Below are 12890 nucleotides of genomic sequence, written 5' to 3'. Positions count from 1 at the left end.
GCTTTCTATTGGTACGAGCGTTCCGTTAACATTTTGCGCAGTCTTGTACTGAGTTCGGTACAAAGGGTTTTACGGACGGAACCGATGTTAAACAGTAACTTGCTCAGAAAGCTCGATATGCAGGACTTGATGGTGTTTATCGCTGTCTACGACCAGAGCAGCGTTACCGACGTGTCCGAAACGCTGTTCGTCAGCCAATCCACTGTGAGCTACAGCCTGAAGAAACTGCGCACCAGTTTCGAAGACGAGCTGTTTATCAACACCCGCGCAGGCATGCGTCCGACGTACAAGGCCACCACGATGTACGGCCATGTGCAGAAAATCCTCGAAAGCATCAACCTGTGCCACGCCGGGGGCCAGGCCTTCGACCCGACCCGCAAGGCCGTGACCTTCAATGTGTGCGCCCCGGAATACTTCGAACAGCTGATCCTGCCGCGCCTGCTGAAAAACTTCGACCGCGCCGACCTGCCGGTGATCGTCAACGTGCGCAAGCTGGAAGCCGAGATTCCCGCCGACGACTTGCGCGAAGGCCGCCTCGACCTGGTGATCTGTTTCGGCCCGAATTTTCACCGTGCCCATAAAGACTTCAAGACCCAAATGCTGCTCGAAGATGACCTGGTATGCGTCTTCGATAAACGCGCGGCGCCCCGGGAACCGGCATTCGGCCTGCAGGCCTTCGTCGAGCGGCGCCACGTGTTTCCCACGCCCTGGACGTCCGACACCAACATGATCGACGGCTGGCTGGCGCGTCAGGCCCACAAACGCCAGGTGATCGCGCGGGCCAACAGCTACAGCGCGGCGTTGAAGATGATCAGCGGCACCGACTTCATCGTGACCCTGCCCCGCCGCGTGCAAAAGCTGCTGGCGTCAACTGCGGCGTACGGGTTTTGCGAAGCGCCGAATGGTCTGCCGGGCTTCACCCTGGATATGCAGTGGAATGAAACCAGCGAACAGGACAACGCCAATACCTGGTTTCGCGAGCAAGTGGTGAAGGTGTGTGAGGAGCAGCTACAAGCGGCAAGTTAAAAGCGGCAAGAGGTGCCGGGGTGGCTGTCAGCTTGGCGCTTGCAGCTTGTCACTCCCTGCGGCTTCTTTGCGAAACGGTGAATCAGACTTGGACGCCGAGCCCTCGATCACTCATGAACGCCTCCAGCCGCGAGCGCATCCAGCGTTCTGCCGGGTCGGTGTCGACGTGGCTGAGCCAGACCATCGACAAGTCCAGGGTCGGCGTTTCAAATGGAAACGCCTCGCAGAACAGGTTCCCGCCGGCGGCCATGGCCTGGGCCGTGTAGTCCGGCAGGCTGGCGATCATGTCGGTGCCGGCGAGCAGCGCCGGTAGCGAGCTGTATTGCGGCACCGACAGTACCACGTGCCGCTTGCGGCCGATCTCCGCCAGCCATTCATCGGCAAACCCGGCCACATTGGCGGTGTGGGACACCAGCACATGGGGCCGTGCGCAATATTCGTCGAGGGTCAGCGGTGTGTCGGACGCATCGGCGCGCAACAGGCAAGGCCGGATATGCCGCAGCAATTTACGCTTGGCATTCGCCGGCAGGCCGCGGGTCTGGGTAATGCCGACAGTGATATCGCCGGAGGCCAGCAGGTCGGGAATGCGCCAGTAATCCACATGCTGTACCACGAACACCACCTGCGGCGCCTCCTGCCGCAGAGCCCGCAGCAACGGCGGCAACAGGCCGAATTCAACGTCATCGGACAGGCCGATACGAAAGGTCATGGTGCTGATGGACGGGTCGAAATCATGGGTCAGGCTCAGGGCCGACGACAGCGAATCCAAGGCCGGCGACAAGTGCTGGATGATTTCTTCGGCGCGCGCGGTGGGCTCCATGCGGTGGCCGACGCGAATGAACAACGGGTCATTGAACAAAGTGCGCAGACGATTGAGGGCCGAGCTGATGGTCGGCTGGCCGAGAAACAGCTTCTCCGCCACCCGGGTCACGTTGCGCTCAAGCATCAGCGCTTCGAAGACCACCATCAGGTTGATATCGGCTTTGCGTAATTCATTGCGATTCATCGGCGCCTGCCCCTTCCCCAAGACAAGCCGCAGTTTAGAAAGGCAACGGGGCGACGTCTATGTCGTTCGACGCATCGGGTTTCCAGAGTTGGGTCGCGTCGTCCCTGACATCAAGGTTTCAAAGGAAATTCCTGATCCCGCTCTGAAAGCTCAGTCCCATCGTCGGGATGCTTCCAGGTTTGCGGTTTTTCTTCCTCAGGTCGTTGCCGAGGCTGTTCACGCTCCGACTCATTGTGCTGTTTGTGTTCGTCACCCATAGCCACCTCCCATTCATAAGCATTGAACCCAGCTTCAAGCGTAGAACAGGACCGACAATTCCGAAGGCTCTTTCGATTGATAGCCAAGACGCATCAATCTATCCAAATTTGTCACTTATCATTTCTAAATGTGTCAGCCACTATCCCAAGTCTTAAGCGAAACAAGCACTTTAAAAAGAACGCTGGAGACACAAAACCATGACTAGCCCTTCCCGGCCTGCGGCTGCTTCCTCGAAAGTAGGCGCCGTACTGCGCGTTACTTCGGGCAACTTTCTCGAACAGTTCGATTTCTTTCTGTTCGGTTTCTACGCCATCTACATCGCCGCTGCCTTCTTCCCCGCCGCCAATGAATTTGCATCATTAATGATGACCTTCGCCGTGTTCGGTGCAGGCTTCCTGATGCGGCCGTTGGGCGCGATCATCCTGGGTGCCTATATCGATGACGTGGGTCGGCGCAAAGGCTTGATCGTGACCCTGTCGATCATGGCCAGCGGCACGCTGTTGATCGTGCTGGTGCCCGGTTATCAGACCATTGGCCTGTGGGCACCGTTGCTGGTGCTGCTGGGTCGTTTGCTGCAGGGCTTCTCGGCCGGCGCGGAATTGGGCGGTGTGTCGGTGTACCTGTCCGAGATGGCCACCCCGGGCCGCAAGGGCTTCTATACCAGCTGGCAGTCTGGCAGCCAGCAGATCTCGATTGTGGTCGCGGCCGCACTGGGCTATGGCTTGAACGTGTGGATGGAGCCGGCCGTGGTCGCCGACTGGGGCTGGCGCATTCCGTTCGCCGTCGGTTGTGTGATCATTCCGTTTATCTTCGTGCTGCGGCGCAACCTGCAGGAGACCGAAGAGTTCGCCAACCGCAAGCACCGCCCGACCATGCGTGAAGTGATGGCCACCCTGGTGAAAAACTGGACCGTGGTGATTGGCGGCATGCTGATGGTGGCCATGACCACCACCGCGTTCTACCTGATCACCGTGTATGCACCGACCTTCGGCAAGACCGTGCTGCAGCTGAGCACCTCCGACGCGCTGCTGGTGACGTTGCTGGTAGCGGTGTCGAACTTTGTCTGGCTGCCGATCGGCGGCACCCTGAGCGATCGCTTCGGCCGCAAGCCGGTGCTGGTCGCCATGACGGTGCTGACCGTTCTCACGGCTTACCCGGCGTTGTCCTACGTGGTCAACTCGCCAAGCTTTGCGCATATGTTGGAGACCCTGCTGTGGTTCTCCTTCCTCTACGGCATGTACAACGGCGCAATGATCCCGGCGCTGACTGAAATCATGCCGGTAGAAGTGCGCGTCGCAGGCTTCTCCCTGGCCTACAGCCTGGCAACTGCGGTGTTCGGTGGCTTCACGCCCGCGATCTCTACCTGGTTCATTCACATCACCGGAGATAAAGCGTCGCCGGCTTACTGGATGATATTCGCTGCGCTGTGTGCCCTGTGTTCTACCCTGGCGCTGTATCGCCGCGCCAATGCCCGTGGCCAGGTCATGCAGGGGGCCGCACAATGAAGCCGCTGTTCAAAACCCTCACAGCCGTAGTCCTCGGCGCCCTGGCGCTGTCAGCCCACGCTGAAGAACTCAAGGTGATGACCTCCGGTGGCTTCACTGCCGCGTATAAATTGCTCGGCCCGCAATATGCCAAGCACAGCGGTGACACCCTCGACACTATCCTCGGCCCGTCCATGGGCAAGGCGCCGGAAGCGATTCCCAACCGCCTGGCCCGTGGCGAACACGCCGATGTGGTGATCATGGTCGGCTACGCCCTGGATGAGCTGATCAAACAAGGCAAGGTCGACCCCGCCTCCCGCGTGGAACTGGCGGATTCGCGGATTGGCTTGGTGGTGAAGGAAGGCGCGGTCAAACCATCGATCGGCACCGATGCCGAACTCAAGGCCGTGCTGAGCAAGGCCAAGTCAGTGGCGTATTCGGACAGCGCCAGCGGTGTGTATGTCGAGAAGGAGCTGTTCCAAAAGCTCGGCATGCCCGCCAAGGGCACTATGATCGAACGCGTGCCGGTGGGCGAACAGGTCGCCAAGGGTGACTACGAAGTCGGCTTGCAGCAGGTGGCGGAACTATTGCCGGTCAAGGGCGTGACGTTTGTAGGTAAAATCCCGGAGGACGTGCAGTCCGTTACGCGTTTTGCAGCGGGCATTCCGGTAAACGCCGAACATCCGCAAGAGGCCAAGGCGCTGCTGCAGTTCATGGCGTCGCCCGAAGCCCAACCGGTGGTGCAGTCCACCGGACTGGACTCGGTGTCACGCTGACCGAAACGGCATCTCCCGCACCAACCGCTCCAACTCCAGCGCCGCCGGCGGCAATGTCCGCCCGCGGCGCTTGATCAAGCCCACATTGCGCATCACCTGCGGTTCCACCAGCGGCACACTCACCAGGATCGGGTGTTCGCACGCCGGCATCGCAATTGACGGCACCATCGCCACGCCCAACCCCGCCTCCACCAACCCGATCATGGTAGTCACGTGGTGGGTCTCGCAGATACTCGGCTTTTTCACACGCACGCCGCGCAGGGCCTGGTCCAGCAGGAAGCGGTTGCCCGAGGTTTTGTCCACCGTGATGTAGTCATGCTCGTAGGCTTCGGTCCACGTCACGCTCTCACGCGCGGCCAACGGATGGTCACGACGACAGGCCAGCACATAGCGCTCCTGCAGCAACAACTCGAACTCCACTTCATCGGCCAGGCTGCCGCTGAAACTCACGCCAAAATCCGCCTCGCCACTCTCCACCGCATTGCATACCTCACCGGCACTGGCATCCAGCACCCGCAGGCGAATCTTCGGATACAGCTTGTGGAATTCGGAGATGACATGAGGCATGAAGTAGTACGCGGTGGACGGCACACAGGCGATGGTGACGTTGCCCATGCGCGTGGACGCGACGTTACTGATGCCCATCAAGGCGATGTCGAGGTCGTCGAGCATGCGTTCGACTTGGGGCAGGAACGCCCGCCCGACCATGGTCAGGCTGACCCGCCGCGTGGTGCGCTCGAACAGTTTGACGTCGAGCGCGGATTCCAACTTTTCGATACGCCGGCTGAGGGCCGGCTGGGAGATTCGGATGGCCTCGGCAGCGCCGCGAAAACTGCCCTTGTCTACCACGGCGCGGAAGGCTTGGAGGTCGTTGAGGTCGAAGTTGATGATCACGGGAGGCAGGCCAAAGTGGTCGGGGTGGCGGGCATTATCGTATGGGAGCCGGTGGGATGCCATGCGTGCCGGGCGGGCTGGCCGAGATAACGCTGTTACACATATGAAGTCATACATATCAGCAGCTTATCAGCGTCCCCAGACCACGCAATCGCCAAAACGGGTCAATACTTGCGGCCTGACCTACACAACGGGAGAGGCAAAACCGCATGGAAACCTACCACTTCTGGATGGACGACGAGATGCCGGATATCGGCATCGATCAGCTGCTTCTTGCATCGCGCCAATGGTCAAGTAGGATTGAATCCTACTCACCTCTGGCGGACATCCAAATGCGCTCAACCCAGCAAATGAGCATTACGTTGCCAATTGAAATGGCTGCCCTGGTCAAAGCCAAGGTGGCTGCCGGCGAATATGCCAGCGAAAGTGAAGTGATTCGGGATGGCCTGCGCGTGCTGCTGGCACGTGACCGTGCCATGGACGACTGGCTGAGGGATGAAGTCATTCCTGCAGCGACCGCCCTCGAGGCTGAGCCTGAGCTCGGGCTATCCGCTGAACAGGTCCGCGAACACATGGCAGTCAAACGTCAGCGCAAAGGCACAGGGAAAGCGTGAGCTACTCGGTAGTCTTTTCGCCTGAAGCCCTGGCGCAACTCGATGCCCTCGAAGACTACATCAGCGATGTCGGCTCCCCGACTGTGGCTGCGCGTTTTGTCGACAATCTCGTCAGCTACTGTGAAAACCTTGCCCTGTTTCCCTTGCGTGGCTTGCGCCGTGACGACCTGCTGACAGGCTTGCGCATCACCCATTATCGTCGCACCACCCTCATTGCTTTCAGGGTGAGGGCTGGCTGCGAAACGGTATCGATAGTGGGGATATTTTACGGCGGGCAAGACTACACGGCGCTGTTGCAGGGAGATGAGAGTTAACGTCCAACACTGGATAAAACAGCCTGCTGAAAACGGGTCAGCAGGCTTTTAGTATTTCTTCTTGCGGATTGAATAAGTGCACGCCTCGTCACATCGATGGCACTGATGATTACTATCGAAACGAGCGCCTGCCCAATTGCCCACACTGCTTTCTATAATCCCTTCCAAATTCCCTCCCCCGCCTGGCTTCAGGCGACATTCCTCTTGGAACCCAATTCATGCCAAGCGCGAGCCAGGCCCCTAGCGGGCTTCCCGAACATAACCAACAAAGTGTCAAACAGCAGTGGCTGGCGATTCTCTCGGTCGCCGTGGGCGCTTTTGCCCTGGTGACCAGCGAATTTCTCCCGGTGGGCGTGCTCAATGATGTCGCCAGCGATCTGGGCATCAGCGCCGGTCACGCCGGGCTGATGGTGACCCTGCCCGGCATCATGGCCGCGCTTGCCGCGCCGTTTCTGTCGGTCAGCATCGGCACCATGGACCGTCGCTATCTGCTGATCGGCCTGACGTTGGTGATGATCATCGCCAACTCGGTGGTGGCCTTCGCCAGTGATTTCAACCTATTGCTGTTTGGGCGTGTACTGCTCGGCATCAGTATTGGTGGCTTCTGGGCCACGGCCATTGCGCTCAGCGGACGGCTGGCGCCCAAGGGCGTGGGCGTGGCGAAAGCCACCTCGATCATCATGATGGGCGTGACCCTGGCCACCGTACTGGGCGTGCCTGTCGGCACCTGGCTCAGCGGCCTGATGGGCTGGCGCATGACCTTCCTGGTCACCGCACTGGTGGGCATTCCGGTGTTGCTGGCGCAGGTTTTCCTGCTGCCCCGACTCACCCCGGAAAAAGCCATTCAGATCCGCGACCTGCCGGCCTTGTTCATCAACCCACAAGCTCGGGTCGGGTTGATCGCCGTACTGCTGATCGGCCTGGCACACTTTGCCGCGTACACCTATGTCGCGCCGTTTTTCAAACACAGTTCAGGCTTTGACGGCCCGACGATTGGCTCACTGTTGCTGCTGTATGGCGTGGCTGGCGTGATGGGTAATGTCTTCGCTGGCTTCGCCGCCAACCGCAGCGTCCGCAACACCCTGCTGTTGGTCGCGCTGATGATCGGTACCAGCACCGCGCTCTTCCCCTACTTCGCCACCGGCATGACCGGCGCCGCGATGCTGATAGCCCTTTGGGGCTTCGCCTTCGGTGCTTTCCCTGCCTGCGCCAGCATCTGGATGTTTGTCGTGGCACCCAAGGACGTGGAGCGCGGCATGCCACTGTTTGTCGCGCTGTTTCAGGTGATCATTGCCCTGGGCTCGTTCTTTGGTGGGCGAATTGTCGATCAGATGGGTAGCTCGGTGTTGTTGAGCCTGGCGACGGTGTTGGTAGGATGTGGTTTTGCGACGGTATTGGTGCTGGGACGCAAAGTGAGTAATAGCTTGGTGGCGCAGCCGGCCTGACCGGGTTGAGACCGCGAAAAAGCCTGCTGAGCGTGAGTTCAGCAGGCTTTTTCATTTTGAGCGTGGATGATTATTGAACATGCTTATTGAAAAGCCTGGTAATGAGAATTCCCAGCGCAAGACGGGCGTGCGTAATTCCTTGGACTAGCCTGAGAAGGTCGCTGGTGTGGCGACATACTTTCAGGGAGCTTATATGCCAACAAGATATCGAGATGCCGTCACAGGGGAATATGTAACTGCGGACGAGGCGAAGAAGAGGCCACGGGAAACGGTGCGGGAAACCGATAAAAAGTCGTCAGAAGAATCAAAGGGTAAAAAGCCGAAGCTTCAGGCGCCGCACTTTGTAGACGAACGGAGGCGATTGCCTTCCACGCCCGATCTGGTGACTGAGGATTAGCTGCCGGCTACACGGGCGCGGAAACGCATTATGGAGCGTCTTTCGAAGCGGGCGGCTGGCCCGAATCCCTGGTTAAAACATGTGAACTGAATGCCAGAAAATCGCCCAGGTGTTTAGTAATGATGGCAACCGTGATCGGCAATTGAAGCGTCTGATACTCATGCACTGCGATGTTGCGGAAACCGACCATATTTTTCAGGTTGGTCAACAAAGAAGGATTCACCCATCCGCCCTGTGCCAGCAATTCGAACACATCACGAGCGCCCTGGGGAACGCCCAGGCGCTCACGACGGATCAGATGCTGCCCCATGTCCAGCGCGGCCTCGCAGGCGCGCTGAATATTGAGAATGGCCGCATCCTGACGGGTAAAATCGGTGGCGAAACTGGCAGGATCTTTTTCGTATTCCTCGCGAGCTCGAGCAACACAACGCTCGATGCTGGCAGCCTTGTTAATGAGTACATCATCGACCATATACCGTCCCGTCCTTATGAATGTCGACTAGCAGCTCAGCCCTGGCAGAATCCAACGCGGTTTTCTCGCTGAGAATATAGCTTTCAAAAATACCAGCCTGACTGTCCCTACTCCAGAGTCGACGCCCAGTCGTTATGACTTGGTATTGCATGACCGTCGAAGCCGCACGCAAGTCCAGCAAATCAACAGGGACTTTGACGATATCCGCCAACTCTCCGGATAGACGCCACAAGTGCAGTGGGTCAATGCTCCCCTCAATCAGCGCAGCCAAGTCAAGATCGCTGTCAGCATTGGCCTCGCCCGTCACCTGGCTACCAAAGACGTACACCGCCAACAGGCCTGGAAGATTAGCCTGTAAATGTGTGAGCACTTTTTCAAAATTCATGATCGACCCACATTGTCATCAGGTGATGATGACCGTAGCAGAATTCATCTGAGCATTTCTGCCCCAAAAACAAAAACCCCCAACAACATCAAAGTTATTGGGGGTTTTCGTTTATAAATAATGGCGGAGAGATAGGGATTCGAACCCTAGGTACCGGTGAAGGTACAACGGATTTCGAATCCGTCCCATTCGGCCACTCTGGCATCTCTCCAACGGCGCGCATCATAACAGCCTGTTTCGTGGAAGCAAAGCTCTGTTGAGATTTTTTTCCGTGCTATCAGATGCTTGCGTCGATTACAGCGGTACGCCGAGACGATTGGCGACTTCTTCGTAGGCTTCGATGACGTCACCGAGGCCCTGGCGGAAGCGGTCTTTGTCCATCTTCTTCTTGGTGTCCTTGTCCCACAGGCGGCAGCCGTCAGGGCTGAATTCGTCGCCCAGGACGATGGAGCCGTCGTGGAACACGCCGAATTCGAGTTTGAAGTCCACCAGCAAGAGGCCGGCGTCGTCGAACAGTTTGCTCAGCACGTCGTTGACCTTGAGGGACAACTCTTTCATGCGCGCCAATTGTTCAGCAGTGCCCCAGCCGAAGGCCACGACGTGGGATTCGTTGATGAACGGGTCGCCCTTGGCGTCGTCCTTCAGGAACAGTTCGAAGGTGTAGGGATTGAGCTTGAGGCCCTCTTCCACGCCCAGGCGCTTGACCAGGCTGCCGGCAGCGTAATTACGCACGACGCATTCGACGGGGATCATGTCGAGCTTCTTGACCAGGCACTCATTGTCGCCCAGCAGTTTGTCGAATTGGGTCGGAATACCGGCCTCTTCGAGTTTCTGCATGATGAAAGCGTTGAACTTGTTGTTCACCATACCCTTGCGATCAAGCTGCTCGATGCGCTTACCGTCGAACGCCGAGGTGTCGTTGCGAAACAGCAGGATCAGGCGGTTGGCGTCGTCGGTCTTGTATACCGACTTGGCTTTGCCGCGGTAGAGTTCTTCACGTTTTTCCATGATGGGCTCCGCTTTGAGTGAGGTGGGCTAGGCGATATGTCGCCAGTCGAGCCCTGAATCTTGATCGGCCAGTTGCAGCCAGTCCGGGTCGCACCCGAGGGTGTCGACAAAACATTGCCGGGCAAGCGTCGGCAGGTTGTTCTTGCTGCTCAGGTGGGCCAGGACCAGGTGTTGCAGGTCTTGCCAGCCCAACTCATACACCAGGTACGCCGCCTGATGGTTGTTCAAATGTCCCAGTTCGCCGCCCACCCGCTGCTTGAGAAAGTAGGGGTAATGACCGCGAGCCAGCAGGTCTCGGCAGTGATTGGACTCGATCATCAAGGCATCGAGGTCGCGGTAACCGTCCAGCACCTTGGCGCAGTAGGAACCCAGGTCGGTGAGCACACCGAAGCGCCGCTCGCCGTCACTGAATACATATTGCGTGGGTTCCTGGGCATCGTGAGCGACCGCGACAACACTGATGCTCAGGGCACCGATCTGCAGTTGCTCGCCTCCCGCCAGGAAACCTGCGGGTTCAACGGGTTTGCGCATCCCACGCAACGTGCCGCGACTCAGATACACCGGAAGATTGTAGCGCCGAGACAGCAAACCCACGCCATGCACGTGATCGGCATGTTCGTGGGTCACCAGAATCGCGCTCAGCTGCGCGGGGTGAACCCCCAGGCGCAGCAGGCGCCGCTCGGTTTCTCTTAACGAGAAACCACAATCCACCAGTACGTACGTGTCGTCGTGGGCGACCAGCGTGCCGTTCCCTTGGCTACCGCTACCGAGAACAGCAAAACGCATCGGATCAGCCCAGGTTGTCCTGAATCACGCCCAACACCTTGCGCGCTGTTTCAGCTGGCGCGACGGTGTTGATGTTCTTCTCGACCGTGACTTGCACGCTCTCGCCAACCTTGCTCAAACGAACCTGGTAACGCTCGGCGCGGGTCTCGACTTCTTCCTTGGTCGGCTGGCTGCCGAACAATTTGCCGAAGAAACCTGGCTCGTCGTCTTTTTTCTCGGCCTTTTCAGCCACGTTGATGTAGTACAGGCCCAGACTGCGGTTGATGTCTTCAACGCGCCAAGGACCCTGCTCCAGCGCGCGACCGACGCTGGCCCAGGCACGATCCAGGTCTTCACCCAGGTTCAGCACCACGTTGCCGCTGCCATCTTCGGTAAGGCTGACGCGGCTCGGTGTGTCGTAATCGCGTGCGGCGAGCAGGGAAACCGAGCCGCCCTTCTCGGAGATACGGCTCATGCTGGCCAGCATCTCGTCGACCAGCGCGGCGTCGACACCGGTATTGACCGAGCGGTTGGTGAAATCGACGTTGGCGGTGCTGCCGGCAGGACGCTCGGCGCTGACCACATAGACTTCACTGGTATTGCGCTGCACGCCTGGCTCGATGCGCACTCGCACACGGGCTTCATTATCGGCGGCTACACCACTGGCCTGCAGACGCTGGGCCATGTTGGCGGACAGTTCGCTGCCGCGCTGCCAGGCCGTGGTGAACTCACCGGTCTGCGGACGCTGTTGGTCGAGACGGAAACCGTTGTCCTGGAAGAACTGCACGGCCACCGGCCAGACTTCGGCGGGTGGGCGCTGAGCCACGATCCAGCGGTTGTCGCCACTCTTCTGCAGGCTGTAGTCGCTGGCATCGGCCACCGCCGTGATCGGTTGCGGGCGTGGCACCACGTATTCGCCCTTGACGGTGTCATCGGCGACATTGCGCGGAATAGGCAGCAGCGGGTCGAGGCGCTTGGCGACGCTCACGTCAGGCGGCAGTTGCATCGGTTTGGTTGCTTGCGCTTCCAGGTAATCGCTACCGCGGTCACGGAAGTAGCCTTCCGGGCCCCATACCCAACCGCAGCCACTGGTGCTGGAGATAATCAAGGCAAGTGCGGAAAGTCCGGCCAATCGCTTCATGCGTAGTGCTTCCTCAATTAAACCAGGACGCCGGACTGGCGCAGGGCCTGTCGCAGCGGTTCGTGACAGGCTTCGCTGAGCCGGGTGAGCGGCAGACGGATACCGTCCGGCATCAGGCCCATCTCAAACAGCGCCCACTTCACGGGAATAGGGTTGGATTCGATAAACAGTGTCTTGTTGAGCGGCATCAGCTTCTCGTGGATCGCACGTGCGGTCGTGGCGTCACCGGCAATGGCGGCGGCGCACATTTCGCTCATGGCGCGCGGGGCGACGTTGGCGGTCACGGAAATGTTGCCCTTGCCGCCCAGCAGCATCAGCTCGACCGCGGTGGCGTCGTCACCGGAATACACCAGGAAATCGCTGCTCACGCCGGCAAGGATGTCCTTGGCGCGCTGCAGGTCGCCGGTGGCTTCCTTGATACCGATGATGTTCGGCACGGTGGACAGGCGGATCACCGTCTCGGCGTTCATATCGCACGCAGTGCGGCCGGGTACGTTGTAGAGGATCTGCGGGATGTCGACAGCTTCGGCAATGGTGCGAAAGTGCTGGTACAGGCCTTCCTGAGTCGGCTTGTTGTAATACGGAGTCACCAGCAGGCACGCATCGGCGCCGGCCTTCTTGGCGTTTTTGGTCAGCTCGATCGCTTCACGCGTCGAGTTGGCGCCGGTACCGGCGATCACGGCGATGCGGCCCGCAACGCGCTTGACCACGAACTCGATCACCTGGATGTGCTCTTCCACATCGAGGGTGGCCGATTCACCTGTGGTGCCGACCGCTACGATGGCGTTGGTGCCTTCTTGCAGGTGGAAGTCCACCAGTTTGCCCAGGCTGTCCCAGTCGAGATGACCTTGTGCATCCATGGGTGTGACCAGTGCCACCATACTGCCCGCAATCATGCAACCGCT

General features: G+C 59.1%; 14 protein-coding genes and 1 tRNA gene. 6 read left to right on the top strand and 9 right to left on the bottom strand.

What is annotated here, in order from left to right; genetic code table 11:
• Nucleotides 1–84 precede the first annotated feature (84 nt).
• The gene (locus C4J90_RS07090) at nucleotides 85–1026 is read left to right on the top strand and encodes a LysR family transcriptional regulator (RefSeq protein WP_124406538.1); all 942 of its coding nucleotides are present in this window, start codon (nucleotides 85–87) and stop codon (nucleotides 1024–1026) included.
• An 82-nt stretch (nucleotides 1027–1108) separates the two neighbouring features.
• Here the strand turns inward: C4J90_RS07090 and C4J90_RS07085 are convergent, their stop codons facing one another.
• Nucleotides 1109–2032: a LysR substrate-binding domain-containing protein gene (locus C4J90_RS07085; protein WP_124361748.1), complete on the bottom strand. Its 924-nt coding sequence runs from the start codon at nucleotides 2030–2032 to the stop codon at nucleotides 1109–1111.
• Nucleotides 2033–2487: 455 nt separating this feature from the next.
• Here C4J90_RS07085 and C4J90_RS07080 point away from each other — a divergent pair, with 455 nt between their 5' ends.
• Together C4J90_RS07080 and C4J90_RS07075 are read left to right on the top strand one after the other, a co-directional pair.
• Nucleotides 2488–3795 carry an MFS transporter gene (locus C4J90_RS07080; RefSeq protein WP_124419492.1) on the top strand — a complete coding sequence of 436 codons (1308 nt, stop codon included), beginning with the start codon at nucleotides 2488–2490 and terminating at the stop codon, nucleotides 3793–3795.
• Nucleotides 3792–4550: a substrate-binding domain-containing protein gene (locus tag C4J90_RS07075; protein ID WP_124419491.1), complete on the top strand. Its 759-nt coding sequence runs from the start codon at nucleotides 3792–3794 to the stop codon at nucleotides 4548–4550. Before C4J90_RS07080 ends, C4J90_RS07075 begins: the two co-directional genes overlap by 4 nt.
• Here the strand turns inward: C4J90_RS07075 and C4J90_RS07070 are convergent.
• Nucleotides 4542–5444 carry a LysR family transcriptional regulator gene (locus C4J90_RS07070; protein ID WP_065886461.1) on the bottom strand — a complete coding sequence of 301 codons (903 nt, stop codon included), beginning with the start codon at nucleotides 5442–5444 and terminating at the stop codon, nucleotides 4542–4544. The genes C4J90_RS07075 and C4J90_RS07070 overlap by 9 nt on opposite strands.
• Nucleotides 5445–5776: 332 nt before the next feature.
• On the opposite strand from C4J90_RS07070, the gene C4J90_RS07065 reads away from it, so the two are divergent.
• The 3 genes from C4J90_RS07065 to C4J90_RS07055 all read left to right on the top strand — a co-directional run bounded on the left by C4J90_RS07065 (nucleotide 5777) and on the right by C4J90_RS07055 (nucleotide 7817).
• Entirely contained in the window at nucleotides 5777–6058 is a 282-nt protein-coding gene (locus C4J90_RS07065) for a type II toxin-antitoxin system ParD family antitoxin (protein WP_177412848.1), read from the top strand.
• Nucleotides 6055–6372, top strand: a complete 318-nt coding sequence (locus C4J90_RS07060; RefSeq protein WP_124361744.1) for a type II toxin-antitoxin system RelE/ParE family toxin — start codon at nucleotides 6055–6057, stop codon at nucleotides 6370–6372. Before C4J90_RS07065 ends, C4J90_RS07060 begins: the two co-directional genes overlap by 4 nt.
• 218 nt (nucleotides 6373–6590) lie before the next feature.
• Nucleotides 6591–7817, top strand: a complete 1227-nt coding sequence (locus tag C4J90_RS07055; protein ID WP_124361743.1) for an MFS transporter — start codon at nucleotides 6591–6593, stop codon at nucleotides 7815–7817.
• A 425-nt stretch (nucleotides 7818–8242) separates the two neighbouring features.
• On the opposite strand, the gene C4J90_RS07045 is transcribed toward C4J90_RS07055, so the two are convergent.
• From C4J90_RS07045 to dapA, 7 genes are all read right to left on the bottom strand, one after another.
• Nucleotides 8243–8686, bottom strand: a complete 444-nt coding sequence (locus C4J90_RS07045) for a DUF86 domain-containing protein (RefSeq protein ID WP_124414095.1) — start codon at nucleotides 8684–8686, stop codon at nucleotides 8243–8245.
• Entirely contained in the window at nucleotides 8676–9071 is a 396-nt protein-coding gene (locus C4J90_RS07040) for a nucleotidyltransferase domain-containing protein (protein WP_124361741.1), read from the bottom strand. Before C4J90_RS07040 ends, C4J90_RS07045 begins: the two co-directional genes overlap by 11 nt.
• Nucleotides 9072–9192: 121 nt before the next feature.
• A tRNA-Ser gene (locus C4J90_RS07035) sits at nucleotides 9193–9282 on the bottom strand.
• Between the two features lie 83 nt (nucleotides 9283–9365).
• Nucleotides 9366–10079, bottom strand: coding sequence for a phosphoribosylaminoimidazolesuccinocarboxamide synthase (gene purC / locus C4J90_RS07030; protein ID WP_003172493.1), 714 nt, complete (start codon nucleotides 10077–10079; stop codon nucleotides 9366–9368).
• Between the two features lie 27 nt (nucleotides 10080–10106).
• Nucleotides 10107–10865 carry an MBL fold metallo-hydrolase gene (locus C4J90_RS07025; RefSeq protein WP_124369961.1) on the bottom strand — a complete coding sequence of 253 codons (759 nt, stop codon included), beginning with the start codon at nucleotides 10863–10865 and terminating at the stop codon, nucleotides 10107–10109.
• A gap of 4 nt (nucleotides 10866–10869) precedes the next feature.
• A complete protein-coding gene (gene bamC / locus C4J90_RS07020) occupies nucleotides 10870–11985 on the bottom strand; it encodes an outer membrane protein assembly factor BamC (RefSeq protein ID WP_124361739.1) in 1116 nt (371 codons plus the stop codon).
• Nucleotides 11986–12002: 17 nt separating this feature from the next.
• Nucleotides 12003–12881, bottom strand: a complete 879-nt coding sequence (gene dapA, locus C4J90_RS07015; RefSeq protein WP_124419489.1) for a 4-hydroxy-tetrahydrodipicolinate synthase — start codon at nucleotides 12879–12881, stop codon at nucleotides 12003–12005.
• Nucleotides 12882–12890 lie beyond the last annotated feature (9 nt).

This window comes from Pseudomonas sp. R2-60-08W, from assembly GCF_003852335.1.
In the GTDB taxonomy this organism is placed as follows: domain Bacteria; phylum Pseudomonadota; class Gammaproteobacteria; order Pseudomonadales; family Pseudomonadaceae; genus Aquipseudomonas.
Note: the sequence above shows the minus strand (reverse complement) of the source record. Positions and strands in the feature narration are given on the sequence as shown.